The following is a 24082-nucleotide window of genomic DNA, read 5'->3' as shown; positions in this document are numbered from 1 at the left end:
GAAAGGGTACAGGTAGGCATGAAAGCTCTAATTACAGGTGCTCAGGGGCAGTTGGGACAGGCACTACTGCGAACCTGCCCCGATGCGGTTGAAATGGTTGCGCTGTCGCGCGTTGATCTTGATATCACCCAGCGTGATCAAGTGCTAGCCTGCCTGCGTGAACACCAGCCCGACGTGGTGATTAATTGTGCGGCTTACACCGCCGTCGATGGGGCGGAAACTGATCCCGACCAGGCTTTGGAAATTAATGGCGAGGGCGTTGCGAATCTTGGCCGTGCGGCACAGCTGACCGGTACCCGGGTGATTCATGTTTCCACCGATTTTGTGTTTGATGGCAGCGCCACCAAACCTTATTGTCCGGATCACGAGCCGCGACCATTGGGCATGTACGGTCACAGTAAGCTGGCCGGAGAGAATCGCCTGCAGGAGTTGCTGCCGCTGGGATCTGCGGTGGTACGCACATCCTGGCTGTACAGCGGCGACGGCTCTAATTTTGTGAAAACCATGTTGCGTCTGATGGCTGAACGCGATGCCCTGTCTGTGGTTGCAGATCAGCAGGGCAGCCCTACCTGGACGGTAGGATTGGCAGCTGCTTTATGGCGTCTTTGCGATCATCCCGAGGCACATGGTATTTACCATTGGACTGACAATGGCAGCTGCAGTTGGTATGAATTTGCCTGCGCCATTCAGGAAGAAGCTTTGGCGCTGGGCTTACTGAAAAAGCAGGCAGCTATCGCAGCCATCAGCACCAGTGAGTATCCGACGCCTGCGGTGCGCCCGGCCTATAGTGTGCTTGATTGCAGCCGCAGTCATCGAATGCTGGACATGCAAGGCACTGATTGGCGCATACAACTGCGCAACATGTTGGCTGAAATGGGTGAACTATGAGTAAGGCTCTCTTGGTTACCGGCGGTGCCGGCTTTATTGGCTCTAATTTTGTGCATTACTGGCTGGGTCAATACCCGCAAGATAAGGTTGTGGTGCTGGATGCGTTGACCTACGCGGGCAATCGCGCCAATTTGGCAGCAGTAGAATCGCACCCGGGTTTCAGCTTCGTGCATGGTGATATCTGCGATCAGGCCTTGGTTGAATCACTGTTGCGGGAGCGACAGCTGGATACCATTGTCCACTTTGCGGCTGAGAGCCATGTCGACCGTTCTATCACTGGCCCTGGGGCCTTTATTCAAACCAATGTGGTGGGTACCTACAGCTTGCTGGAGGCCGCGCGCGCGGTATGGCTGGCGCAGGACATCGAGCACCGTTTCCATCATGTCTCTACGGATGAAGTTTATGGCTCGCTGAGTCCGGATGCGCCTGGCTTTCATGAAGAACAAAAGTACGAACCCAATTCGCCCTATTCGGCCAGTAAAGCAGCGTCGGACCACCTGGTGCGTTCGTATCTGCATACGTTTGGCTTGCAGGTTACCACCAGCAATTGCTCGAATAATTACGGGCCCTGGCATTTCCCCGAGAAACTGATTCCGCTGTGCTTGACCAATATCTTACGTGGCCTGCCGTTGCCGGTTTATGGCGACGGCAAAAATATTCGCGACTGGTTGCATGTGGAGGATCATTGCCGTGGTATTGAGTTGGTACTCAATGGCGGCCGTATAGGCGAAACCTATAATATTGGTGGTAATAACGAGTGGACCAATATCGACATACTGCACTTGCTGTGTGAGCGCATGGACGCGCTGCTGGCGCAGCGCAGCGATAGCCTGAGTCGTTTCCCGGCCTCGCCGGCCGTTAATGGCGGCAAGTCCAGTGACCTGATTGAGTACGTCACCGACCGTGCCGGGCATGACCGCCGTTACGCGATCGACGCGTCGCGCATCATGGCTGAGCTTGGCTATGAGCCACACCACAGTTTTGAAAGTGGACTCGAAGCGACTCTGCATTGGTATCTGGATAACGAGGACTGGTGGCGACCGCTGTTGGTGCAGTGAGCCGCTTGGCTGAGCAGTGCCAGTACTAATCGTAGTACGGCAGTTGCTCCCAGCTGAGTCCGGTCGCATCCTTGGCAGATACCTGCGGTGGCTGGTCTTCAACCAAAGGCCACTCTATACCCACCGAGGGGTCGTCCCAGGCCAGACAGACTTCAGACTGGGGGTGATAGTAGTCGGTGGTCTTGTATAAAAAATCAGCGCTTTCACTCTGTACATAAAAGCCATGGGCGCAGCCCGGCGGCATGTACAGCATGGTGTGCTCTGTGGCATTCAATTCAATACCAAACCACTGCCCGAATGAGGGCGAGCTGCGCCGCAGGTCGACCACTGCATCGAACACTCTACCCTGGGTGACTCGCACCAGCTTGCCCTGACTTTGCTCAGTCTGAAAATGCATGCCGCGCAGAATACCCTGACTTGAGCGACTCTGATTGTCTTGCACAAACGTCCAGTCGTAGCCGGCTTCGGCGCAGGTTTGCTGGTTCCAGCTTTCCATAAAAAAACCGCGCTCGTCGCCAAATACTCGGGGGCGCACCACAATGACGTCGGCTAGCGGCGTTTGCTCAAATATCATCGAAAACAACTTCCGTATCCATGGGTAATCGGCTCAGGTATACACCGTAGCCACTTTTCATGAGGGGCTTGGCCAGCGCCAGCAGTTGCTCCTCGTCGATAAACCCCTTGCGATAGGCCACCTCTTCTGGGCAGGCAATCTTCAGACCCTGACGCTCTTCGACCACACGAATAAAATTGCCGGCGTCCAGCAGTGAATTGTGAGTGCCTGTATCAAGCCAGGCGGTGCCGCGGCTCAATACTTCAACGCGGAGGTCGCCGCGTTTCAGGTAGGCTAAATTGACGTCGGTGATCTCCAGTTCGCCGCGCGGTGACGGCTTGATGTCCTTGGCGATGTCGAGTACGTCATTGTCGTAGAAATAAAGTCCGGTTACGGCGTAGTGTGATTTTGGCGCGGTGGGTTTTTCTTCAATATCGATGGCGCGCCCAGCATCGTCAAAACTGACCACACCGTAACGTTCGGGGTCTTGTACGTAATAAGCAAAGACCGAGGCACCCTGTTTGCGTTCACTGGCGTTAGCGAGCTTTTTGGACAAGCCGCCGCCATAAAAAATGTTGTCACCCAATACCAGACTGACCGGGTGCTTGCCGACAAAGTCGGCGCCAATATGAAAGGCCTGTGCCAAGCCCTCTGGCTCGTGCTGTACCTCATATTGCAGGTTCATGCCCCAACGACTGCCGTCGCCCAGTAGGTCGACAAAAGACGCCTGGTCGCGGGGTGTGGTTATGATCAGAATGTCGCGAATACCCGCCAGCATCAGTGTTGCCAGAGGGTAGTAGATCATCGGTTTGTCGTACACCGGCATCATTTGTTTGCTGACCGTACTAGTCAGGGGGTGGAGCCGCGAGCCGGAGCCGCCGGCGAGTATTATGCCCTTATAGGGTAAATTTGGGTCGGTGCCAGCCATAAAGAAATCGCTATCGGGTTCGGGTGGCCGCATTATAAGCCGAAATAACAATAACTTACGAATTAGAACCTGAAATTCACGTAATGATGAAGGGGTGGCTTTTTTGCGCCTAGCTGATTAAAATTTAGCCCCTTTTTTTGGGTGTGCTCTGGCAAGTGGACGCTAGCTGACCAATCGGCACCTGAAATACCCATTTATGCAACGGAGAATGTGCGCCGTATGGCGCCGTCGAGTCATGCAAGCAGAGCAACCCCTGGTCACAGCGCTGGACGGAACCCGCTCCGAGGTGCATCCGCTCGATGAGCAGATGCCGATTCGGCCGTTACGAATCGCCCTGCTGGGTTATCGCAGCGCGCCTTTTGGTGGCGGCCAGGGTGTCTATATTAATTATCTTAGCAAGGCGCTGGTGGAGGCGGGACACTCGGTAGATGTGATATCCGGGCCTCCTTACCCCCATCTCGACCCCCGCGTACGCCTGATACAGTTGCCCAGCCTTGACCTGTTTGCCAACGGCCTGCTGTCGCTGCGCTGGCACCACCTGCGTTCTTTGACCAATATCATTGAGTGGCTGAGCAAGCTGACCGGCGGATTTTCTGAGCCCTACACGTTTGGTCGACGCGCGGTGAAGTACTTTCGTGTCCATGGCTCAGAGTATGACATTGTGCATGACAACCAGAGCCTGAGCTGGGGTATGTTGAAAATACAGGCCTCCGACCTGCCGCTGGTCACTACTATTCATCATCCCATTACCAGCGATTTGCGCATTGCCCTCAAGGCCGCTAATACCTGGTGGCAGCGAGTGCTGATCAGACGCTGGCACTCGTTTTTGTATATGCAAAAACGTGTGGTACAGCGATTGCATCATATTGTTACGGTGTCTGAGCAATCGCGGCAAGATATTGCCCAGGACTTTGGCATTCAACCGGCGGGTATCAGTCTGGTTTATAATGGCATCGATACCGAAGTCTTCAGGCCCATGTCCGATGTACAGCGGTTACCCAACCGGCTGATGACTATTGCCTCCGCCGACCAACCGCTGAAAGGCCTGCGTTATCTGTTGCTGGCGTACGCTCGTTTGCTAAAGCATTACCCCGAGCTCGAACTGCTGGTAGTGGGTAAACCACGTGCTGGTGGTGATACCGAGAACCTGCTGAAAAAGCTTGGGCTTATAGACAAAGTACGTTTTGTCAGCGGCATTAGCACGCCAGACCTGGTGCGTTTTTACGCTGAGGCAACGGTGGCAATTTGCCCTTCTATCTATGAAGGCTTTGGCCTGCCTGCTGGCGAAGCCATGGCGTGCGGTGTACCCACGGTATCTACCGATGGCGGGGCACTGCCCGAGGTGGTCGGTGATGCTGGTGTGCTGGTACCAGTGCGAGACAGCCATGCGCTGGCCGACGCCATTGCCGCGCTGCTCGATGACGACACTGGTCGTGAGCGACTGGGTCTGCTGGGGCGTCAGCGCATACTCGACAAGTTTTGCTGGCATGTGAATGCGCGGCGCTTGACCCATTATTACTATCAGGTGCTCGAACATGCAGACCGTTGATTTTCGTCACCTCCCGCTGCACGCAGGCGATTGCGTACTCGATCTGGGCTGTGGTGAGGGTCGCCACGTCATTTCAGCGTATGTGCATGCCAATGTGCATTCCTTCGGTGTAGACCTCAGCGTGGACGATCTTTGTACCACGCGCGACAAGTATCAGGACTTTGCTGAGCCCGATAATGCGGCCAAGAGTTTTGGCTTGTCATCGGCCAACGCGTTGGCCTTGCCGTTTGCCGATAACACTTTTGACAAGGTTATTTGTTCCGAGGTGCTGGAGCATATACCCGACTACACGGCAGCATTGCTGGAGATAGAGCGTGTGCTCAAGCCCGGTGGTCTGTTTTGTGCGTCGGTGCCACGGCGCTGGCCGGAGCAGATTTGCTGGTCTTTCAGTACGGCTTATCACGAGGTGCCGGGCGGCCATTTACGCATTTTCCGCAGTCGTGAACTGCGTGCGCAAATAGAAGCCTTGGGCTTGAGCTATTATTATCGTCATTGGGCGCACGCTCTGCATGCGCCATTCTGGTGGTTGCAGTGCCTGTTCTGGGACAGTAAGGACAGCAATTGGCTGGTGCGTCAGTATCATCGACTGTTGGTGTGGGATTTGATGGAGCAACCGTGGCTGACGCGCACGGCAGAACGTTTGCTTAATCCGTTAATGGGGAAGAGTGTGGTCATGTATTTCCGTAAGGGAGTCAGCTAGATGTCTGGTTTGTACTTGAGTCGAGGACTGTTCCCCCATGAATTTTTGCGGCCGACGGTAGAGTTTATTCTGCAGACGCAGCAGCCCAGTGGGGAAATCCCCTGGTTTGAGGGTGGACACAGTGACCCCTGGGATCATGTAGAAGCGGCAATGGGGTTGTCTATCGGCGGCGAATACGACGCCGCTGTTGCCGCCTACCGCTGGCTGGCACAGACCCAGCTGGATGACGGCAGCTGGTGGGCCGGTTATCGCGGTGTAGAGATTGATAATGGGGAACGCAGGGAAACCAACTTTGTGGCTTACGTGGCTACCGGTGTTTGGCACCACTACCTGATTACCGAGGATATGGCGTTTCTGCAAGAGCTCTGGCCGACAGTAGAGAAGGCAATAGGCTTTGTGCTGTACCTGCAAACTGAGCACGGTGATATTCACTGGTCCGTCAGTGCCGATGGCAGCGCCCGTGAAGATGCATTGGTAACCGGTTGTTCTTCTATCTATAAGAGCCTGGAATGCGCGCACAATATTGCGCTTACCTTGGGTGAAGAGCGCCCGGAGTGGCTGCAGTCGCGGGCATTGTTGGGAGATGCCCTGCGTAATAAGCCAGAGCGCTTTGACCGCACCTGGGAGAGCAAGGCCCGTTATTCTATGGACTGGTTTTATCCGGTTTTGACCGGCGTATTGTCTAAAGCGGCGGCGCGTGAGCGTATTGCAGAGCGCTGGGACGAATTTGTTGAGGAAGGTATGGGCTGTCGTTGTGTCTCGGACGAGCCCTGGGTAACGATAGCCGAGAGCTGTGAATTAGTGATGGCTCTGCTGGCAGCCGGTGACCACGCGCGTGCAGTTCAGTTATATAGCTGGTTACATCAGTGGCGCCTGGATGACGGCTCTTATTGGACCGGTCATCAGTTTGTGCTGGATATTATGTGGCCGGATGAGAAGCCAACCTGGACGGCTGGCGCTATTTTGCTGGCGGCTGATGCGTTGACAGAATATAGCCCGGCGGCGAAGTTGTTTCAGCAGGTGCAGTTATTGGAGTCAGAGCTCAACGCCAGCCAAAAGCTGCAGCCGGCCTGAGCTGCCTAATCTAAAGTCTACGCAAAAGCGCCAACGTATTGACGCGCTCGATTTCAGTGAATAAGCCCGAAGCCAGCGCCATGCGGTATATGGCGTAGGGTGCCTGGCCACCTTTTGCGGCATCCGGGAATACGTCATGAATGGCCAGTATCCCATTCTGCAACACATGCCCAGCCCAACAGCGGTAGTCGGTTAGCGCGGCATCGAGGCTGTGTCCGCCGTCGATAAACACCATACCCAGCGGCGTGTTCCAGTGTCTTGCAGCCAGCTCTGAAGAGGCCACCACTGGCAGCACGGTATCGTTGAGCCCGGCGGCGCTGATATTGCGACGGAACTCGGTAAAGGTATCAAACACCTGTTCTGACTCGTTATACAACTCGGGGTCGTGGAAAAATTCTCCCAGCTGATGCTCTTCTGAACCGCGATGGTGGTCGAGTGCAAACACGGTGCTGCCACGCGGTTGGCAGGCCAATCCCAGGCAAATGGTAGATTTGCCACAGTAGCTGCCTATCTCCAGTACCGGTCCCAGGGAGCTGGCACCCACAGCGGCCTCGTAGAGTGCGTTGGCCTCATCATCGGCGAGGAAGCCTTTGAGCAGGCTCAGGTCTATGGGGCTATTGAAACTCATGGGATTGTTTGGCCATTGGGGTAGTAGAGCGACCGCCACTGGTGCGGCCGCGCGGAGTCACAGGCTTAATTAGCGGCTTCTTCGGGATAGGGTGAATCAGTGCGGCGTGTCGCTGTGGGTGCCGACGGCGCAATCAGGAATTCTTCCAGGCGTAATATATCCTCAGGGCTAAGCAGGCCCGCTTGCTGTTTGAGCAGCAGGATATTGGTGATGTAGTCGTAGCGCGCATTGGCGTAATCCCGTTGCGCTGCAAACAGTATGTTTTGAGCATCCAGTACATCGACGATATTACGTGTGCCGACTTCGTAGCCGGCGGTAGTAGCGTCAAGCGCACTCTGCGATGAGGTGATGCTGAGCTGGCGCGCGGATACCCGCGATACGTCACTCATCACGGTCATATGCAGGGAGCGTGCATTGGTAACCGTATTGCGCATCAGGTTGATACGTTGCTCTCTGCTGGCGTTATAGTTTTGCGCCGCGCGACGGCGCTGGGCGCTGATAGCACCACCACTGTAAAGGGGCAAATCAACCCGCAGCTGGATAACTTGCTGTTCTTCCTGTTGATTGGGTGACAAATCAAACAGTGAGGTTGGGTTGCGGGTCAGGTCACCGTCGGTTTCATAGTCTGAATAGCCCAAGCTGCCACTGACCTTAGGCATGTGTTCCATCTTATTGGCTTTGGCGGCCTGGCGCGCGGCTTCTTCGCTATAGCGCGCTGCTGCCAGTTGAAAATTGTTCTCCAGCGCAAAATCAACCCATTCGGACCGATCTGCCGGTACCGGCGGGCTTACCTTGAAATCTGGCGACAGTAGGTGAAGATTGGAGTGATAACGGCCCGTCAGTACCGACAGTTCTTCCAGCGCAACATTGACGTCATTTTCGTCGACGATACGGTCAACGCGGGCCAGGTCATAGGCCGCCTGAGATTCATGCACGTCGGTGATAGCGATAAGACCTACCTCAAAACGTTGCTGGGTCTGCTCCAGCTGCCGTTTGAAGGCGGTTTCCCGCGCTTCTGAGGCGAGCAGGTTATCTTGGGCGCGCAATACGCCCAGGTAAGTCCCGACCACCCGGACGATCAAATTTTGTTGATCGGAGGCGAAAATGGCCTCTGCCTCACGGCTTTGTTCCTTGCCTGACTGAAAGCTGAACCACGCGGGCAGGTCAAAAATAGCCTGATTCAGTGAAACCTCGTAACCTTCGCGGTCGGCATCGATATTGGTAAAAGTATTGATGGGCTCAAAGGCACCCGAGTCTTCGTTGAAATCAATAGATTCAGCGTCAGTGTCACGGTCAGTATTGGTGTAGTCGTAGTTGGCGTTAATCTGAGGCAGCAGCGCGGCGCGGCCGAGATTTATCGATTCTTTGTTGGCGAGATACACGGCTTCTTCCGCGCGTAGCTGAGCATCATTTTCCAGCGCCAGCTCATATATTTCCTGCAAGGTGTCTGCCTGAGAGCCGGCAGTAAACGAGAGGTAAAGGCAGGCTAGGAATACCGGCGCAACTGATTTCATAAAGGAAGACCTTTGGGGCATTTTGATTATGTGGGGTTCAGGTGTAGTTCAAGCTTCGCGCCTATCATACCGTGTAGCCCGACCTTCTGAAAACATGGAATATGTCCGGATTTTAGAATCTCCAAGATGCTACACTTTCGCACTCATTTTAAAGCAAACCGTACGATTCTCTGTAGCCAGCTGGCAAGGGTATGGGCGGCGGCATAAGAGGCAGTAAGCGGGTGAGCCAGATATTCAAGAGCTTGAAACAGAAGCGAGAACGCTATTCGGTGGATTTGTCCGGGTTGCACGCTACCTGTGAGAGTAACTACCGGCGCCTGCTGCAGCTGTTTCCGGACTACGAGACGACCAATACCCGTGATTTTTTGCTCAACGGTGGGCAAAGGGTGCGGCTGGACGTTATAGAGCGCTGTCGTTATACCACCCTATTCAAAATTGATCAGCCCGCTGCTGCTGAACCCTGGCTGCTTTCGGCGCGATTTGAGCTACGCGCTTACCATGATGCCAAAATGGTCGAGGTGTCGGCTTTTCAATCACAACGGCAGATAGCCCCACGTTACGAATACCCTAATCCCGGCATGTTGGCGCGGGATGAAAAAGCGCAGCTCAACCAGTTTCTGGCCGAGTGGTTCGCGCATTGTCTGGCACAAGGTCACAGCGCTGAGCTGCTGACCGGGCTCGCCGGGGGAGCAGACGACGTTTCATGAGTCTGGAGCGGCTGGATCTGGAAGTGGCGTCACCGGTACTGCGTGTGGTGCAGGTCACTGATACCCACCTCAATGAGAGTGAGGGCGGTACTCTGCTGGGCCTGGATACCGATTTTACACTGCAGCATGTGTTGGCTTTGGTAAAGAGCGAGCGCGAGCAGATCGACCTGGTCCTTGGCACTGGGGATATTTCGGACCATGGCAGTCGCCGGGCCTACCAGCGCGCGCGTGACTACTTTGCGCAACTGGCCGATGACAGTGTCTGGCTGGTGGGCAACCATGATGAGCGCGGCGCCATGATAGAGGAGCTGGGGCATAAGGGTGCCCTGGTGCGGGTTGTCTATGCCGGCAACTGGCAGATAGTGCTGCTCGACTCGCAAATGCCCGGCAAAGTCGGTGGCCATTTGGGTCAGGCAGAGCTGGATTGGCTGCAAAGTTGCCTGGCCGATGCTCAGGCCAACAACCTGCAGGTACTGGTTTGCTTACATCATCAGCCCGTTAAAGTCGGCTCGGCCTGGATCGACGAGCAGTTGGTAGCTGATTCCGCCGACTTCTTTGCCATCATAGATAGCTGCGCCGCTGTCCGCGGTGTCCTTTGGGGGCATGTGCACCAGCATATTGATACCGAACGTAATGGCGTACGTCTGATGTCGACCCCATCATCGTGCATCCAGTTCGCCCAGTTCAGCGAAGAATTCCGGGTTGACGGTCAATCACCCGGTTACCGCTGGCTAGACCTGCACCCCGACGGCACCATAGATACCGGCGTCTCCCGAGTCACCGGGGTCGACTTTGGCATTGACCTGAACTCCACCGGCTACGCATAAGCCCAGGCCCCCGCACCACTTGTGGGGTCGAATTCATTCGACCAAGTCACCCACAACCCCTGTGGCCCCCAATTCATTCGACCAAATACCCCACAACCCTTGTGGGGTCGAATTCATTCGGCCAGAATACCGGTCACGCCAAGCCACACCGGCCAACACACCCAAAGAGAAAAACGACACGCATGAGCCAATACAACGCCGAAGATATCGAGGTCCTCACCGGCCTTGAACCAGTGCGCAAGCGACCGGGTATGTACACCGACACCACCCGACCCAACCATCTGGCGCAGGAAATCATCGACAACAGCGTCGACGAGGCGCTGGCAGGGCATGCTGACGAAATCAGCGTCGTATTACACAAGGATGGCTCACTGACCGCCGTCGATAATGGTCGCGGGATGCCGGTTGATCTGCACCCGGAGCAGAAAAAACCCGGCGTAGAAGTTATCCTCACCACTCTGCACGCGGGTGGCAAATTTTCCAACAAGAACTATCAATTTAGCGGCGGCCTCCACGGTGTCGGCGTGTCAGTCGTCAATGCACTGTCCAGCAGCCTTGAAGTCACCATTCGCCGCGGCGGCAGCGTTTACCGCATGGAATTTAACGACGGCGAAACCGCCACTCCGCTAGCGGTCATCGATAGCTGCGGTCAGCGCAATACCGGCACAGCCGTCAAATTTACCCCAAATCCCAAGTATTTCGACTCCATCAATTTTTCAGTACCACGGCTCAAGCATGTGCTACGTGCTAAGGCCGTTTTGTGTCCCAAGTTGCGGGTCAAGTTCAAGGACGAAGCCAAGAATGAGACTGAGGAGTGGTACTACGAAGACGGCCTGACCGACTACTTGATGGACGCCACCATCGATTTTCCAGTGGTGCCAGAGCATCCCTTTGTCGGCAGCTTCAGTGGCAGCACCGAGGCTGTGGAATGGGCCATCCAATGGATGCCTGAGGGTGGCGAGGTTATCGCAGAAAGCTACGTGAACCTTATACCTACTGCTCAGGGTGGAACCCACGTTAACGGTTTGCGAACGGGCCTGTTAGATGCCATGCGCGACTTTTGTGAAATCCGCAATTTGCTGCCACGTGGAGTCAAGCTGACGCCGGACGATATCTGGGATCGCTGCGCCTACGTGTTGTCATCCAAACTTGAGGACCCCCAGTTTTCAGGCCAGACTAAAGAACGCCTGTCGTCCCGTGAAGCGGCTGCCTTTGTTTCGGGCGTCTCCAAGGACGCTTTCAGCCTGTGGCTGAATCAGCACACAGAAGAAGCCGAATCGATTGCCGAACTTTGCATCAACCGCGCCCAGACAAGATTGCGCTCAGCCAAAAAAGTAGAGCGCAAGCGGATTACATCCGGGCCCGCGCTGCCAGGAAAGCTGGCCGACTGCTCGGGTCAAGACACCAGCCGTGGCGAGCTTTTTCTGGTGGAAGGGGACTCCGCCGGCGGCTCGGCCAAACAGGCGCGCGACCGGGAATTTCAGGCGATACTGCCGCTGCGTGGCAAGATTCTCAATACTTGGGAAGTAGACTCACAGGAAATTCTCGCCTCGCAGGAAGTACACAATATTTCTGTGGCGCTAGGAGTTGATCCAGCCAGCGATGACCTTAGTGGCCTGCGCTACGGCAAAGTGTGCATTCTCGCCGATGCGGATTCCGATGGACTGCATATTGCGACTTTGATCTGTGCTTTGTTCGTGCGCCACTTTAGACCGCTAGTGACCGCTGGTCATGTGTTTGTTGCCATGCCGCCGCTGTATCGTATTGATGTTGGGCAAGAAGTTTACTACGCGCTAGACGAAGGCGAGAAACAGGGAGTACTGGACCGCATTGAGGCCGAGAAAAAGCGCGGCAAGGTCAACGTCCAGCGCTTTAAAGGCCTGGGCGAAATGAACCCACCGCAGCTACGTGAAACCACCATGGACCCGGACACCCGACGTCTGGTGCGACTATCACTGGAATCTGGTGATGACACCAATGGGATGCTGGATATGCTGTTGGCCAAAAAGCGCGCCGGTGACCGTAAGAGCTGGCTGGAGCAGAAAGGCGCGCTGGCTGAAGTGCCTTAGCCCAACGCCGATTATGGAGGCGCCAGCCCCGTAGACAGTAGAGCCGATAAATTTTGGCGAGTATGGTTGTGGTCAGCGAAGAGGGGGGGGAAGGCGGTATGCGTGGCATTGGTCAACCAAAGGTTACATCAGAGGGTGACAAGTTATGCGTCACTCTGACGTTTCTTATCACGCCACCCCAACGTCTAATGCGCTGTTACGGGTTCTGGGAAGTCACAGCGAAGCTGCGAGAGGGACCGGTATGAACTGGGACGCGATTATTGCTTTCGCCGAGGTGATTGGTGCGCTGGCCGTACTAATAACGCTCGCCTATCTCGCAATTCAAACTCGAGACAATGTCCGAGTCATGAGGTCTAGGGCAGTGTGGGATGCTCAGGTTTCATTTGTGGAGGTAAATGAAATACTGGGAAACGGAGGCACCGTCAGCGAGCTTATATACAAGGTGCTTTCTGACCCAGGTGAGTTGTCTGCCTATGAGAAGTATCTGGCACATCGTTTTTGCAGGGGCTGGTTTCAGAGGATGGAGGCACAATTTGCACTTTATTCATCCGGTATTCTTGATGCGGAGGTGTGGGAGCTTCGAAGAGGATATGCCAAGGCTATCCTAAACAACCCGGTCATGGCAGAAGCCTGGGAGACGGATAAGGGAAACTCGATGTTCACAAAAGCGTTTATAGCGTCGATTGATAGCGTCGCTAATACAGAAGCTCCTGGCTTTCTTGGTGTGGATAGCTAGGCGGGCATGGTGGAATACCCGATAACAAGGCACGGAACCGGAGGGCTACGCCTCCAGTTCGTTTTGCGCTAGGAGGCTATCCATATGCATGAAGAACTGACCAATGAGGAACTAATCCAGCTTTATGATGTAGTGACTGGTGGCGTCAACGCGCAGTTCGAACTTTGGATAACGATTACATTTGCCGTTATTATTGCCTCGTACCTTGCAGGGCACCGCCTGGCCAGATCACTTCAGTATATGATCGCAACTCTCTATACAGCTGTGTCCGTGCTTTTATATTTGATGCTCTTGGGTGCCGTGCAGTTTTCACAACAGTTTGACCTAAATTTAGGTGTATCTTCAGAAAGTAAAGTAGTTCTAGCCATAGTCGTGCTCAGAACCGCAGTATGGATATTAGGTACCATCGCTACGATCGTGTTTGTATTTAAGGGTCACAAAGACGATGCAAGTAACAACACCTAACAAATCGTTGCAGCGGACATATTCACAGGTCACACTTTTTGCCTGCCCAAAAACTGCGCGCTGCAAATCTGCTGTTGAACTCCGGCGTTATGCATCACATCGGGAGTTCGAATGATTCAGGGTGGCTGTTTGTGTGGCAAAGTCCGTTACACCTATCATGGTGATATCTGTGAGATTGCAATCTGCCATTGTTCGCAGTGCCGGCAAGCTCAAGGAGGCGCCTTTGCCACGAATAGTCCTATTGACGCAGATAAATTGGAAATATCGGGTAAGGAATTTATCAGGGAGTTGGAGTCCAACGAGAACAAGGTAAGGGCATTTTGTTCGAATTGCGGCAGTCCTCTGTACAGTGCACGAAAGGATCTACCCCATATCAAGCGTCTACGAATAGGCTCCGTGGAAACTCCTTTTATCTGTGAGAACAAATATCACATATTCTCGGCATCAAAAGCGTCATGGTACGAAATTATCGATAGCTATCCTCAATTTGAGAGGCACAAAAATGAGTAACAAGGCGATGAAAAATCGCGCCACGCCTTCAACGTTCCGTTGGACTCGCCACTGCACGGCTGGCCTTTTACCGCGGAGTCATGAGTAGCGATGATTGAACTGCTTATACGTAAAGAATGTGCGGCTGACTGCGACTCTATTCGTTCAATTACTGTCAGTGCGTTCCGTGGCATGCCTTACGCTGGCGGAGATGAGCAGGACGTCATTGATCGCCTAAGATCCGCGAATGCGCTAACGCTGTCTTTGATTGCGGTCATTGAAGAAGAGGTCGTTGGCCACATTGCATTCTCTCCAGCAACGACAAGCGATGGCTCATGCCCGTGGTTTGCGTTGGGTCCTGTATCTGTTATTCCAGAGCGGCAATGCAAAGGCGTAGGGCGTGCTTTGATCGAAAATGGCCTGGCCCAACTAAAAAGTATGAACGCGCTCGGCTGCATTCTCACGGGTAATCCTGCGTACTATAAGAAATTCGGGTTTCAGTTGGCGCCAGAAAATGCGCCTTCGAATGAGCCAGCTGAGTTTTTTATGCTAAAACAGTTATCATCTGGTGTTGCTCAGGGTCAATTCTCTTTCCATGAGGCATTCTATGGCGACGCATAACAAGGCGTTGAAATTTCTTCCGGTCCGGCCTCTAACGGACGTCGTTAAAGCGCCGCCGTTTACCGCGGCGTTAAGCCTCCTAGTTATCTAGAGTATTTACCATGAAAATGAACTATTTCGTATTTGGAACAAATAATAAAGAGAAGGCAGTGGCGTTTTATGATGAATTATTTGATGGGTCTGGGTTAAATAAAATTAACGAGGAAGGACGAATGGCGCTATGGGGTAACGAAGACTTTATGTTTTCCGTAGCAGAGCCGTTCGACGAAAACCCAGCATCAAACGGAAATGGCACTATGCTTGGCTTTCATGTCGATTCTATTGAAGAGGTTAATCGATTACATAAAAAAACTCTTGATTTGGGAGGTATATCTGAAGGAGAGCCTGGAATACGCTCTAATATGCATTCGGCTTACGCAAGAGATTTAGACAAAAATAAAATATGTTTCTATACGACCAATGCTTAACAGGTCGATGCAGCAAAGCCACTTCGTCGCTGGACGCGCTAACGCGCGCCTCTGCTTGAGACGTTAGGTTTAAGAGGGAAAATTGCATGAAGCTTGATACTGTCAATAAGTGGCTCATTCTGGTCGCAAATATTGGGGTGCTTGCGGGCATTGTGTTTCTTGCTTATGAACTTAAGCAGAATACAGTTGCTACTCAACTGGAAGCTGCGAGCAATTTCAATACCAGCTTCGCAGACATAGAAATGTTAATTGCTGGAGATGCAGATTTTTCTGGTTTGCTTATCAAGGGTCGAACACGCGCAGTGCTCACAGAAAATGAAGAGTTCAGACTCAGGGTTTTCTACGTAAACGTACTACGGCAATGGCAGTTTATTCATTTCCAATTTCTAAGTGACGCGTTGGATGAAGAAATCTGGCTAGGACAACTTGCGTATTTCACGATGGTTATTGGTGCAGATCAAGGACTGTTGGAGCACTGGAAAGCAAGTCGAAACCACTTCAGTCCCCGATTTAACATTCTGGTGCAGTCGATGATCTCGGCTGATGACGTTGGCCTCGTAGGTGATGCCTAACAAGCGGCGTGACAGGAAGCGCATAAATATGCTCCTTTGCGCTGAACGTAATAGACAGGAGTGAAGTAATGCGTAAATTCGGAGCACTGATTGCTTTGTTTATTTTTGTAGTGGCACAAGCTAATGCGCAAGACTCAGAAAGTGAGTCAGTGTCTTTACCTTCAGAATACGACTGGCAGCTAGTCACGCATCAATATGATGCAGAAAACTACTTAAAGGAGTGGGTGCGTGAGGGTGAAGACATCGAAAGTGCGAAATGGCTTCTTGTAAAGCAGAAACTCGAGCTTCCCAAAAAACAATCCTCCAAGAAGTACATTAAGTCTATTTTCAGAATAGCTAGGTCCGCTTGCACGGATGTGCTTTACAACGGCCCTGAGAAGTTTCCGTTGGATTCGGGTGGTAACGCGTACGTTGGTCGCGTCATGTGTGCGCAAATAGTGGGCAAACCTTATGGCGCGTTTACAGACATGAGCGTTTTGGTTGAAGGTAAGACCGCTTATATCTTTACCAGCGAGATCCGAATGCCATCCTCTCCAAAAGCTGGGATTTTGTCTTTTGATCCAGGCAGTGACGCTGAGATAGAAATGTTCATGCAACAGATATCGACTTCAGCAGGGCTGGTTCGAATGAACGCAGGCTTGTTGGCAGAGTGACTGAACATAACAAGGCGAGCTGTGTGCAGGGTGCGAGGAGATTGAAGGTACACTCGAGAAAACTGAACGACGTTGATTTCAAAGATATGCGGGCACTCTTATTGGAAGAAGGCCCCAACGAATGGAATTACCTGACGCACGAGAGCATTGATCACCAGTTCAGTCTAATCAAGGAGGAGAAAGCCATTGCTGTTCTTGCAGAGGGTGATCGCATAGTGGGCTTTTCGGTGCTCATTTTTCGAGGAGCTTGTTCTGGTAAGGTGGAGAAATACTCGTTGCTGGCGCAAACTGCATACATCAACGATGTTGTCGTAAGCGCCAGACACAGCGGCAAAGGTTTAGGGTGCGATCTTTTGTTGGAAGCAGTATCTCTGGCAAGCAGAGATGGGTGTGATTCTGTTTACATTGAGCGGCATGAAGACAATGTGGCCTCAGCCGGGATGATGCGAAAAGCGGGATTTGAGATAGTTGACACTTTCCACGATCCTAAGAAGAGGTCGTCAGGATCACGAAACACAGTGATGCTGTGCAAAAAAACATAACAAGGCCAAGCACACTGCGCGCGCCAGTCACACTCCGAGAGTTTCAAAATCATCATTTTGATTCCACAATCTGGAACGACCAAAATTTTGAGACGACGATATTGTCGTTTCAACTTATGCCAAATCGGGTACAGCCTGGTTGCAGCAGATGATTTCTCAGCTATTGTTCAATGGCGATGAAGGAGTGGAAGTGGCGAAAATGTCACCATCATCGATAAGTCATAACTACCATAACTGGCTCGATAAAAATGGTCATCCCTGGTGGCCGTTTTGGGAGGGAGGTGCAAAAACTTTCATTCATAGAGGAACGAACGGTCGTTGGCCTAATGTCCTAAGCGCAGAGGAGGCTTCTAAGTATGAGCCTCTTGCTATAAAAGAGCTCAGTAGTGAACGTGCCCAGTGGCTCGCAACGGGTGAAATTCTATGAGAATTACTCGCCCCATCCAAAATTGCATAACAGGTCAAGGCAGCAATGCCACCCCGCGGCTGGACGCGTTAGCGCGCTGCTGCTTTAGGTTTGATGTGTGCCGGCTGAAGAGGTGAGACTATGAGTGTGAACACGCTCGGAAAAATATTGATGACACTGGCAATAGCGGTTTTCACGTTCATCCCACCTCTAGCTGATCTTGCTACCGATACCCATGTTTTTCACCCTGGATGGATGCCCCATGCACGAGTGCATACGGTTTGGCTTTTGGGGCTTGCTTCTAGTGTCGGCCTGCTAGCCCTCTATCTACTTTGGTTTCGTAAGGTAGATTCTCAATTTAGTGAAAACCTCGCGGGAGTACTTGGCGCCATTGTTTACGGTTCCTTTTTTCTAAGTGGCTTAACTATCGGGTTGTATGGCGGTGCGCTATCGGATCATGAAGGAGGTATTGGCCATACCATTATAGGGCTGGACTTGAATGTGTTTACCTTCGGTGTAGCGACTCTGGCTTTGTGTGCAGGTTGGGGATTGTGTAGGTGGGGACGCGCATAACAAGAGCGTTAATAGGGCCGCTCGCAAGCTCGCGCCTATAACGCTGGCTTCAGCAGCATCCGTTTGCAGATCATAGGAGTGAAGAGGCGATGAGTGAGGCAAAGAATACTCAAGTCGGAGTGCTATTGATTACTGGTCTCCTGGTGATCCTGGGAACGGTTGCCTGAGGAGTTATAAAAGGCTACTGGGATAATTTCCTTGCTGACAAAAGGATTCACCGACTTTGCGGTTTTCGCGAGCGATGTATCCTCAGAAAGCCCGGAAGCGCAATCAACTATTGCGGCTATTATTGAAACACTAAAAGAATTTGGGCAGGTAGGACAAATAGAGCTAAAGCAATGGGACGCGTACGAAGAGATTCCGCGGGAGACGCTAAGTGACAAGGTTACTATTGTGGTAGATATGGAGCACGGAGAAGCAAACGAGTTATCACGCCTAAAGCGTGCTTTGGAAAGAATCAAAGCACTTCCGGAGATAAAAAATGTTCGAATCAAGTAAATCGCATCTGGAAGAAGTCGGCGAAGACTATTTTGAGCATCAATCCGTGGCTTTCAACTACAGCCTTCGTTGCCTCAAAGCGGCGTTAATGGCATTTGTGCACGGTCTAGTGCCGGGAAGTTATGAGACAAGCGCAAGTGAGCTGGTATCTTCATTGGCAGAGGGTAGGAAATAGTCGTGTATCAGCCATATAGCAAGGCAACGTATTCTCATTGTTCTGTGGGGATAATATTTTGCAAGGCGGGCTAAAAGGTGGCTATGCAATATATCCATCCTAGCTATAACAAGACGCAGAACTCACACAGATTACCGCGCCGCGTCTTTAACTATTGCCTTCAAGCCACAGAAAGACGAGTTACTCCTACAAAAATCCAGAAGTGGCGCGTTTATCAACACCCCACTCGATGGGTTTCTGCTCGAAAAGGGAGTAGAGCAAGTTGTCATCGTTGGTGTCCTCACCCATGCTTGCGTTGAGAATACAGCAAGGGTAGCGCTTGACCTGGGATATACAGTGTTCGTAGTTGATGATGCGTGTGCTACGTTAGATGCAAGCTTGCACGAAAACGCTTTGGCGGCAATGCAGGTGCTCAACGCCAATATCATTTGTACCGACGACATTATTGCCCATTAGCTGCGGCCATTGTCGCGCTCGGCCTTGTGCTATGAGTGATAATCCTGTGACACCGCAATCTACAATACAGTAGATACCAATAGAGGTTGATATGAGTGAATCCGACAAGTTTTGGGACAAAAAGGCGCAAGGGTATGCCGCGAGCCCGGTTTCCGATGAGGAAACTTATCAGAGGAAACTCACAGAAACACAAAAACATTTCGCTCCAGACATGCGAGTTTTGGAATTTGGTTGCGGAACAGGTTCCACAGCAGTTCATCACGCGCCAGAAGTACTTCACATTGATGCGATAGATATCTCTGAGAATATGCTTGAGATTGGTCGCCAAAGAGCCCGCGAGTCAAATGTTGATAACATTACATTCACTCGTGGAACTTTAACTGATTTCAACGCAGAGACTGCCAGTTTGGATGCTGTTCTGGGTCTAAATGTTATTCATTTATTGCCAGACAGGCACTCGGTGCTCACTGAGGTGGCGAGAATTCTTAAGCCTGGGGGTATTTTTGTTAGCAGCACAGGCTGCCTGGGCAGTTCTTACCTACGCTTTATTACCCTGTTGTTACCACTAGGAAAAGCTCTCGGTCTTATGCCTGACGTCTTTGTGCTGACGGAATCCGAGTTGGCGAGCGAGGTTAAAAATGCTGGTTTTACCATTGAGAGTCAGTGGCATCACGGACTGAAAGATATCGATGTTTTCATGATTGCGCGTAAAACTTAAAGATAGGGAATCTACAGGACTATGCGAAGCGGCAGTACGCCGCTGTCTATCAAAAATTCTGGCGAATGCCAACACAGCGACTTTAGGGTAGCGAAACTTTCTATCCAGACGCCCACTTGAAGCGCTCTATAAATTCCGTGAGTACACAATGGCAATTGCTGCCATTGTGGCGTTTATACTCACCATCCACGCAGGTCGAAACCGGCGCAATATGGTTTCAACGTAGCGTGCTTGGAGAGCATAAACCTACTAACAATACTGTATATTCCAACCTGCGATGGTGCCAATCATCCTGCAGATCGATAGCAAATTGAAAAATAGGTAAAGGCCAATGCTATGCCAGTATCCAACCACAAATTAACAACGCAGGAGATGGCTCGTTTCGTCGCCGACGGTTACCTGCGTTTTGATAAATTGATTCCGAGCGAGATTAACCAGAACATCATCAGGGAATTTTCGCTGCTTGAGTCGAATAAGATTCTGCAGATTGTTGGACAACCTCCAGAGGCTGGTGGACTCCAACTACCTGCAAGCCTGACGCCTTTATCCGAGTGCTACCCGCCGCAGTCCTTTCTCGGGCAATTGCTGAATCTGCCGGAGGTGCTAGGTATTGTCGAATCACTGGTTGGGCCCAACCCGCTGTTTGACCATGACTTTGTACACCGGCTGCAGGCCGGCAGTGAATATAAACAGCACCTGCATGTTGACGCTGTGGTGGACAGTGCCGACCCAAGCTTCGACATTCAGTTATTTTATTTTCCCCAGGACGTTGCGCCCGGCGCTGGCGGCACACGCTTCGTGCCAGCTACCCATTTGCGTCGTACGAGGGCCGAGGGCGTGGGCCGCTATCAACACTTGCTGGGAGAGCAGCAGTTCAGCGGAGAGGCGGGTACCTTGATGGTTTTTCATCATGGTCTATGGCACGCCGGTCAACCTAACCCCAGCGATGTTGATCGCTGGATGTACAAAATTCGACTCAACCCGCGTGTCTCGCAGGTCAGACAGTGGAATATGGAAGATTTCGATGATATCCACAATGACTCCAGTGACCACACCTTCGCAAGAATGCGCCATGACAGCGTTGCTCAGATTCTGCGCTCGCTGCAGCCTTGGCAAAAGGGGCATGAGGCGCGCTACGAACAGATGCAGCGCGCGCTAGTCTGGCGCTACTTGAGCAACGACCCCGGTTTTGACGTTGACTATTACCATACGCGGATCGAGCAGCGTGTGCGCCTTATAGAGGAGTCTAGCTAGTGACAAAGCGACAACAAGTTCTGTATCTCTGGCTTGCTGAAGGTGCTCTGGACACAGAAACTATTGGTTGGGCCTTTCACGATGGCACCGATGGCGATGGTCCGCAGCTTCCAGACGAAGAGCCTCCCTATGTAAGTGGATTAGCCGCGTTGCAGGATGGCTGGTTCCTTATGCAATCGCCTTCGCCGCTAGCACTTCATCCCGGTACGGAGCATGAGGTTTCATATCTCGTTAATGAATTCATCTTCGAGCGGCGGATAGACATCTAGAGTAACGAGCAATGAGTGATTTGACCGGACATAGCGCCCGCTCGACCAAATCAAGCATAGTTGACGCCTTCGTGGCACCAGCGTGTGATGATCTTGTCGAGATTTTGTATCAGGACGACGACATCTTACTGATCAATAAACCCAGCGGCCTGCTTAGTTTGTCGGGCAAAAACCCGCTGAACCGGGATTCGGTGCACCACCGTTTGGTAAACGGCCAGAAGGGGGTCACCGCGGCTTTTTCGGAGGCAAAGCTACCACATCGATTAGATTTTGGGACATCAGGTATTATGGTGGTCGGCCTGAATGCTGCGTCTTCGCAACATCTGAACAGGCAGTTTCAGGCGCGTACCGTCAAAAAACGTTATAGGGCGATTCTTTGCGGCTGGCTTGCCGACGAGCGGGGCCGGGTTAGCGCAGCCATAGCAAAAGACGCAGATCTTTTTCCCAGGGTAAAAATTTGTAACGTAACCGGCAAGGCAGCCATCACTGAGTACACTGTATTGCGCCGACTGGAGAGCCCGCGCCGGAGCTTGGTTGAATTTACGCCTCTCACGGGGCGTACACACCAGCTACGTATTCATAGCCAGACTATGGGTCACCCTATCCTTGGATGTGATCTTTACAAAAATGATTATAGTGAGAAAATGTCAGCGCGCCTGCAACTGCACGCTAGTGACTTATATTTTAAGCACCCCACCAGTGGAGAAATTATCCACGGTCAGTGTATTTGTCCGTTCTAGTCAGATAGGCTTCGTTTTGGCCACGTCGGGTCCTGGGAAATATGGAGAGGATCTAATTGATGAAAAATGCCGGAATCACTGAATGTCTAACCGGGGTCAGTGCCTTTTCCATGGCAATAGGTTTGGCGTTGTTTGGTTTGACCTATGGAAATTCTAACTCAACGGCTGTTGCCATGTGGGAACACGTGCTATTTTTGCCCGCCTTAGTTTGCATGGGGGCAGGTTTTCTAAATCTAGCATCAGTGACTTTTTCGGAATCTGTCAGGTCAATGAATCAAAACGACAATGGGGGCCTATAAATGGCGCGGGTTGAAGGTAAGGTCGCTATCGTCACAGGCGGTGCGCAAGGGTTGGGAGAAGCGGCAGTAAAGGGGCTGACTCGAGAAGGGGCCCTAGTGCTGCTGTGTGATACCAATGCGGCAAGAGGTGCTGAAACTGCTACCAAATATGGGGCCAAGTTCTATCAGCACGATGTGGGAGAGGAGGATCAGTGGAGGGCGTTAATGGATAATGTTGTCGCTCAATATGGCAGGTTGGATATACTGGTTAACAATGCTGGAATCTTCCATTCTTCCAGGGTCGATGAAACTTCCCTCGAGGACTTTCGCCGTGTGATTGATATCAATCTCACTGGCTGTTTTTTGGGTTGCAAGCATGGTGTTCAAGCTATGCGGGCTAATCCAGACTCGGGCGGAGGCTCGATAATCAACTTATCCTCCGTTTCTGGGCAGCGAGGGCAAGCCGGTAACGGCGCCTATGGATCTTCAAAGGCGGCCGTGGCTCTTTTGACAAAAACCGTGGCTGTAGAAAATGGCGAGTTCAAAATTCGTTGTAATTCAATACATCCAGGTATCATCCAGACTCCTATGTTGGACGCATTGTTTGAAGCGGCTGGAGATCAAGCGGCAGCGATTACGAACCAGATTGAGCAGAAAACACCGCTGGGCATTATCGGCAACCCGGATGATATTGGTGATATGGTCGTTTTTCTTGCTAGCACGGACAGTCAGTTTATTACGGGCGCGGAGATGGTAGTGGACGGCGGCGCAATCGCTAGTCTTCCATACTGAATGGGTACGTAAATAGCTGATGTCTTACGCCGATCTTACCTTCAGAGACAAAAATCCGATCAAACGTTGGCTACAAGAGCAACGGCTGGTTTCGGCAGTGCAATTATGTGGTCAGTCGCGGTCAACACCAGACACCATCTGTGATTTTGGTTCTGGTAACGGTGAACTGTGTAAGCTGTTGGCAGGCCACTACCAGAACACAAAGCTAATTTGTTACGAACCGATGCCGAGCCTGCTATCCGAAGCCCGAGAAAACTTGGCAACGTTAGCGTCAGTCGAATTCTGTGATGATATACGGAAGGTTACAAGTGGAACGGTTGATGTTGTGTTCTGCCTCGAAGTCTTTGAGCATCTCCCGCCAGCGCAGACCAGCGAGGCGCTCGAAACAATTTGTGATCTGTTAAAACCAGATGGGAAAATTGTTATAGGCGTTCCTGTGGAAGTTGGAATTCCGGCGCTGTATAAAGGAATTTTCAGAATGTCACGCCGATATGGTGGTTTTGATGCTAGCCTGAAAAACGTCGTTAGTGCTTTTCTTTGGCGCCCGCCAAAAACTCGGCCCACGCATGAAATAGCGCCTGGATTTAGCTATTACTTTGAGCACATGGGCTTCGATTTCCGCCGCTTTAGAGAAATCCTGGGCGGTTACTTCCATCCTCTTAAGGTGTCTTCCAGCCCATTTACAGCGCTTGGTACTGCGTTAATGCCCGAGGTTTACTTTGTTGCGGAGAATCCGAAAAAGCCTCAGCAGCCGGAAGCTGAATCTTCTGTATAGGAGCCACCCCTCAATATGGCGAAGAGCACTACGCTTACTGCGCTGGTAATTGCTGGATTGCATGAGTCAACAACGTCATTGTGTTCTTATATCAACAGGTTTTACAAT

31 protein-coding genes are annotated in these 24082 nt (G+C 52.0%); 27 read left to right on the top strand and 4 right to left on the bottom strand.

Annotation, left to right across the window (positions count from 1 at the left end; genetic code table 11):
• Positions 1-18: 18 nt before the first annotated feature.
• Positions 19-888, top strand: coding sequence for a dTDP-4-dehydrorhamnose reductase (rfbD, locus tag EYC98_RS03400; protein ID WP_279243894.1), 870 nt, complete (start codon positions 19-21; stop codon positions 886-888).
• Complete coding sequence (rfbB, locus tag EYC98_RS03395; protein WP_279243893.1) at positions 885-1946, top strand: dTDP-glucose 4,6-dehydratase; 1062 nt, start codon at positions 885-887, stop codon at positions 1944-1946. Before rfbD ends, rfbB begins: the two co-directional genes overlap by 4 nt.
• A gap of 25 nt (positions 1947-1971) precedes the next feature.
• Here the strand turns inward: rfbB and rfbC are convergent, their stop codons facing one another.
• Both rfbC and rfbA read right to left on the bottom strand, forming a co-directional pair.
• Positions 1972-2520: a dTDP-4-dehydrorhamnose 3,5-epimerase gene (gene rfbC / locus EYC98_RS03390; RefSeq protein WP_279243892.1), complete on the bottom strand. Its 549-nt coding sequence runs from the start codon at positions 2518-2520 to the stop codon at positions 1972-1974.
• On the bottom strand, positions 2510-3427 hold the full coding sequence (gene rfbA, locus EYC98_RS03385; RefSeq protein WP_279244884.1) for a glucose-1-phosphate thymidylyltransferase RfbA: 918 nt from the start codon (positions 3425-3427) through the stop codon (positions 2510-2512). Before rfbA ends, rfbC begins: the two co-directional genes overlap by 11 nt.
• A 307-nt stretch (positions 3428-3734) precedes the next feature.
• Between rfbA and EYC98_RS03380 the strand changes: the two genes are divergently transcribed.
• From EYC98_RS03380 to EYC98_RS03370, 3 genes are read left to right on the top strand one after another with little or no spacing between them, the layout of a single operon-like run.
• On the top strand, positions 3735-4976 hold the full coding sequence (locus EYC98_RS03380; RefSeq protein ID WP_279244883.1) for a glycosyltransferase family 4 protein: 1242 nt from the start codon (positions 3735-3737) through the stop codon (positions 4974-4976).
• Entirely contained in the window at positions 4963-5676 is a 714-nt protein-coding gene (locus tag EYC98_RS03375) for a class I SAM-dependent methyltransferase (RefSeq protein WP_279243891.1), read from the top strand. Before EYC98_RS03380 ends, EYC98_RS03375 begins: the two co-directional genes overlap by 14 nt.
• Positions 5677-6750 (top strand): prenyltransferase/squalene oxidase repeat-containing protein, encoded by a 1074-nt coding sequence (locus EYC98_RS03370; RefSeq protein WP_279243890.1) that lies wholly within the window; start codon positions 5677-5679, stop codon positions 6748-6750.
• A 10-nt stretch (positions 6751-6760) separates the two neighbouring features.
• Here the strand turns inward: EYC98_RS03370 and EYC98_RS03365 are convergent, their stop codons facing one another.
• Both EYC98_RS03365 and EYC98_RS03360 read right to left on the bottom strand, forming a co-directional pair.
• Positions 6761-7378 carry a class I SAM-dependent methyltransferase gene (locus EYC98_RS03365; protein ID WP_279243889.1) on the bottom strand — a complete coding sequence of 206 codons (618 nt, stop codon included), beginning with the start codon at positions 7376-7378 and terminating at the stop codon, positions 6761-6763.
• 65 nt (positions 7379-7443) lie between these two features.
• Positions 7444-8892 (bottom strand): TolC family outer membrane protein, encoded by a 1449-nt coding sequence (locus EYC98_RS03360; protein WP_279243888.1) that lies wholly within the window; start codon positions 8890-8892, stop codon positions 7444-7446.
• Positions 8893-9113: 221 nt separating this feature from the next.
• Here EYC98_RS03360 and EYC98_RS03355 point away from each other — a divergent pair, with 221 nt between their 5' ends.
• From EYC98_RS03355 to EYC98_RS03260, 22 genes are all read left to right on the top strand, one after another.
• A complete protein-coding gene (locus tag EYC98_RS03355) occupies positions 9114-9599 on the top strand; it encodes a DUF1249 domain-containing protein (protein ID WP_279243887.1) in 486 nt (161 codons plus the stop codon).
• Positions 9596-10426, top strand: a complete 831-nt coding sequence (gene cpdA, locus EYC98_RS03350; RefSeq protein WP_279243886.1) for a 3',5'-cyclic-AMP phosphodiesterase — start codon at positions 9596-9598, stop codon at positions 10424-10426. The genes EYC98_RS03355 and cpdA overlap by 4 nt, the downstream gene beginning before the upstream one ends.
• Before the next feature lie 182 nt (positions 10427-10608).
• Positions 10609-12495 (top strand): DNA topoisomerase IV subunit B, encoded by a 1887-nt coding sequence (gene parE, locus EYC98_RS03345; RefSeq protein ID WP_279243885.1) that lies wholly within the window; start codon positions 10609-10611, stop codon positions 12493-12495.
• Positions 12496-12736: 241 nt separating this feature from the next.
• Entirely contained in the window at positions 12737-13231 is a 495-nt protein-coding gene (locus tag EYC98_RS03340; RefSeq protein WP_279243884.1) for a hypothetical protein, read from the top strand.
• Positions 13232-13315: 84 nt separating this feature from the next.
• A complete protein-coding gene (locus EYC98_RS03335; protein ID WP_279243883.1) occupies positions 13316-13696 on the top strand; it encodes a hypothetical protein in 381 nt (126 codons plus the stop codon).
• Between the two features lie 111 nt (positions 13697-13807).
• Complete coding sequence (locus EYC98_RS21715) at positions 13808-14206, top strand: GFA family protein (protein WP_420887159.1); 399 nt, start codon at positions 13808-13810, stop codon at positions 14204-14206.
• Between the two features lie 90 nt (positions 14207-14296).
• Positions 14297-14806, top strand: a complete 510-nt coding sequence (locus tag EYC98_RS03330; RefSeq protein ID WP_279243882.1) for a GNAT family N-acetyltransferase — start codon at positions 14297-14299, stop codon at positions 14804-14806.
• Positions 14807-14907: 101 nt separating this feature from the next.
• Positions 14908-15273: a VOC family protein gene (locus EYC98_RS03325; RefSeq protein WP_279243881.1), complete on the top strand. Its 366-nt coding sequence runs from the start codon at positions 14908-14910 to the stop codon at positions 15271-15273.
• Between the two features lie 86 nt (positions 15274-15359).
• Entirely contained in the window at positions 15360-15845 is a 486-nt protein-coding gene (locus EYC98_RS03320) for a hypothetical protein (RefSeq protein ID WP_279243880.1), read from the top strand.
• A 68-nt stretch (positions 15846-15913) separates the two neighbouring features.
• Positions 15914-16498, top strand: a complete 585-nt coding sequence (locus EYC98_RS03315; RefSeq protein ID WP_279243879.1) for a hypothetical protein — start codon at positions 15914-15916, stop codon at positions 16496-16498.
• A 41-nt stretch (positions 16499-16539) separates the two neighbouring features.
• Positions 16540-17040 (top strand): GNAT family N-acetyltransferase, encoded by a 501-nt coding sequence (locus EYC98_RS03310; RefSeq protein WP_279243878.1) that lies wholly within the window; start codon positions 16540-16542, stop codon positions 17038-17040.
• A gap of 100 nt (positions 17041-17140) precedes the next feature.
• On the top strand, positions 17141-17467 hold the full coding sequence (locus EYC98_RS21710) for a sulfotransferase domain-containing protein (protein ID WP_420887166.1): 327 nt from the start codon (positions 17141-17143) through the stop codon (positions 17465-17467).
• 120 nt (positions 17468-17587) lie between these two features.
• Positions 17588-18019 carry a hypothetical protein gene (locus tag EYC98_RS03305; RefSeq protein ID WP_279243877.1) on the top strand — a complete coding sequence of 144 codons (432 nt, stop codon included), beginning with the start codon at positions 17588-17590 and terminating at the stop codon, positions 18017-18019.
• A gap of 198 nt (positions 18020-18217) precedes the next feature.
• Positions 18218-18517 carry a hypothetical protein gene (locus EYC98_RS03300; protein ID WP_279243876.1) on the top strand — a complete coding sequence of 100 codons (300 nt, stop codon included), beginning with the start codon at positions 18218-18220 and terminating at the stop codon, positions 18515-18517.
• Complete coding sequence (locus tag EYC98_RS03295) at positions 18501-18692, top strand: DUF6356 family protein (RefSeq protein WP_279243875.1); 192 nt, start codon at positions 18501-18503, stop codon at positions 18690-18692. The genes EYC98_RS03300 and EYC98_RS03295 overlap by 17 nt, the downstream gene beginning before the upstream one ends.
• 90 nt (positions 18693-18782) lie before the next feature.
• Positions 18783-19148: a cysteine hydrolase family protein gene (locus EYC98_RS03290; protein ID WP_320415544.1), complete on the top strand. Its 366-nt coding sequence runs from the start codon at positions 18783-18785 to the stop codon at positions 19146-19148.
• A gap of 91 nt (positions 19149-19239) precedes the next feature.
• Positions 19240-19866 carry a class I SAM-dependent methyltransferase gene (locus EYC98_RS03285; protein WP_279243874.1) on the top strand — a complete coding sequence of 209 codons (627 nt, stop codon included), beginning with the start codon at positions 19240-19242 and terminating at the stop codon, positions 19864-19866.
• A 336-nt stretch (positions 19867-20202) separates the two neighbouring features.
• Positions 20203-21120, top strand: coding sequence for a phytanoyl-CoA dioxygenase family protein (locus EYC98_RS03280; protein WP_279243873.1), 918 nt, complete (start codon positions 20203-20205; stop codon positions 21118-21120).
• Positions 21120-21389 (top strand): hypothetical protein, encoded by a 270-nt coding sequence (locus EYC98_RS03275; RefSeq protein WP_279243872.1) that lies wholly within the window; start codon positions 21120-21122, stop codon positions 21387-21389. The genes EYC98_RS03280 and EYC98_RS03275 overlap by 1 nt, the downstream gene beginning before the upstream one ends.
• A gap of 11 nt (positions 21390-21400) precedes the next feature.
• Positions 21401-22129, top strand: a complete 729-nt coding sequence (locus EYC98_RS03270; protein ID WP_279243871.1) for an RluA family pseudouridine synthase — start codon at positions 21401-21403, stop codon at positions 22127-22129.
• Positions 22130-22428: 299 nt separating this feature from the next.
• Entirely contained in the window at positions 22429-23199 is a 771-nt protein-coding gene (locus EYC98_RS03265; RefSeq protein ID WP_279243870.1) for an SDR family NAD(P)-dependent oxidoreductase, read from the top strand.
• 19 nt (positions 23200-23218) lie between these two features.
• Positions 23219-23974, top strand: coding sequence for a class I SAM-dependent methyltransferase (locus EYC98_RS03260; protein WP_279243869.1), 756 nt, complete (start codon positions 23219-23221; stop codon positions 23972-23974).
• Positions 23975-24082 lie beyond the last annotated feature (108 nt).

It is taken from the genome of Candidatus Litorirhabdus singularis (genome assembly GCF_026262625.1).
Taxonomy (GTDB): Bacteria; Pseudomonadota; Gammaproteobacteria; order Pseudomonadales; family Halieaceae; genus Litorirhabdus; species Litorirhabdus singularis.
The sequence above is the reverse complement of the archived record's forward strand: the minus strand, read 5'-3'. Positions and strand labels throughout refer to the sequence as shown.

Excerpts from the sequence above, each read along its gene's own strand:
- rfbD (WP_279243894.1), top strand. The coding sequence starts at position 19 with ATGAAAGCTCTAATTACAGGTGCTCAGGGGCAGTTGGGACAGGCACTA.
- rfbB (WP_279243893.1), top strand. The coding sequence starts at position 885 with ATGAGTAAGGCTCTCTTGGTTACCGGCGGTGCCGGCTTTATTGGCTCT.
- rfbC (WP_279243892.1), bottom strand. The coding sequence starts at position 2,520 with ATGATATTTGAGCAAACGCCGCTAGCCGACGTCATTGTGGTGCGCCCC.
- rfbA (WP_279244884.1), bottom strand. The coding sequence starts at position 3,427 with ATGGCTGGCACCGACCCAAATTTACCCTATAAGGGCATAATACTCGCC.
- EYC98_RS03380 (WP_279244883.1), top strand. The coding sequence starts at position 3,735 with ATGCCGATTCGGCCGTTACGAATCGCCCTGCTGGGTTATCGCAGCGCG.
- EYC98_RS03375 (WP_279243891.1), top strand. The coding sequence starts at position 4,963 with ATGCAGACCGTTGATTTTCGTCACCTCCCGCTGCACGCAGGCGATTGC.
- EYC98_RS03370 (WP_279243890.1), top strand. The coding sequence starts at position 5,677 with ATGTCTGGTTTGTACTTGAGTCGAGGACTGTTCCCCCATGAATTTTTG.
- EYC98_RS03365 (WP_279243889.1), bottom strand. The coding sequence starts at position 7,378 with ATGAGTTTCAATAGCCCCATAGACCTGAGCCTGCTCAAAGGCTTCCTC.
- EYC98_RS03360 (WP_279243888.1), bottom strand. The coding sequence starts at position 8,892 with ATGAAATCAGTTGCGCCGGTATTCCTAGCCTGCCTTTACCTCTCGTTT.
- cpdA (WP_279243886.1), top strand. The coding sequence starts at position 9,596 with ATGAGTCTGGAGCGGCTGGATCTGGAAGTGGCGTCACCGGTACTGCGT.
- parE (WP_279243885.1), top strand. The coding sequence starts at position 10,609 with ATGAGCCAATACAACGCCGAAGATATCGAGGTCCTCACCGGCCTTGAA.
- EYC98_RS03340 (WP_279243884.1), top strand. The coding sequence starts at position 12,737 with ATGAACTGGGACGCGATTATTGCTTTCGCCGAGGTGATTGGTGCGCTG.
- EYC98_RS03335 (WP_279243883.1), top strand. The coding sequence starts at position 13,316 with ATGCATGAAGAACTGACCAATGAGGAACTAATCCAGCTTTATGATGTA.
- EYC98_RS21715 (WP_420887159.1), top strand. The coding sequence starts at position 13,808 with ATGATTCAGGGTGGCTGTTTGTGTGGCAAAGTCCGTTACACCTATCAT.
- EYC98_RS03330 (WP_279243882.1), top strand. The coding sequence starts at position 14,297 with ATGATTGAACTGCTTATACGTAAAGAATGTGCGGCTGACTGCGACTCT.
- EYC98_RS03325 (WP_279243881.1), top strand. The coding sequence starts at position 14,908 with ATGAAAATGAACTATTTCGTATTTGGAACAAATAATAAAGAGAAGGCA.
- EYC98_RS03320 (WP_279243880.1), top strand. The coding sequence starts at position 15,360 with ATGAAGCTTGATACTGTCAATAAGTGGCTCATTCTGGTCGCAAATATT.
- EYC98_RS03315 (WP_279243879.1), top strand. The coding sequence starts at position 15,914 with ATGCGTAAATTCGGAGCACTGATTGCTTTGTTTATTTTTGTAGTGGCA.
- EYC98_RS03305 (WP_279243877.1), top strand. The coding sequence starts at position 17,588 with ATGAGTGTGAACACGCTCGGAAAAATATTGATGACACTGGCAATAGCG.
- EYC98_RS03295 (WP_279243875.1), top strand. The coding sequence starts at position 18,501 with ATGTTCGAATCAAGTAAATCGCATCTGGAAGAAGTCGGCGAAGACTAT.
- EYC98_RS03285 (WP_279243874.1), top strand. The coding sequence starts at position 19,240 with ATGAGTGAATCCGACAAGTTTTGGGACAAAAAGGCGCAAGGGTATGCC.
- EYC98_RS03280 (WP_279243873.1), top strand. The coding sequence starts at position 20,203 with ATGCCAGTATCCAACCACAAATTAACAACGCAGGAGATGGCTCGTTTC.
- EYC98_RS03270 (WP_279243871.1), top strand. The coding sequence starts at position 21,401 with ATGAGTGATTTGACCGGACATAGCGCCCGCTCGACCAAATCAAGCATA.
- EYC98_RS03265 (WP_279243870.1), top strand. The coding sequence starts at position 22,429 with ATGGCGCGGGTTGAAGGTAAGGTCGCTATCGTCACAGGCGGTGCGCAA.
- EYC98_RS03260 (WP_279243869.1), top strand. The coding sequence starts at position 23,219 with ATGTCTTACGCCGATCTTACCTTCAGAGACAAAAATCCGATCAAACGT.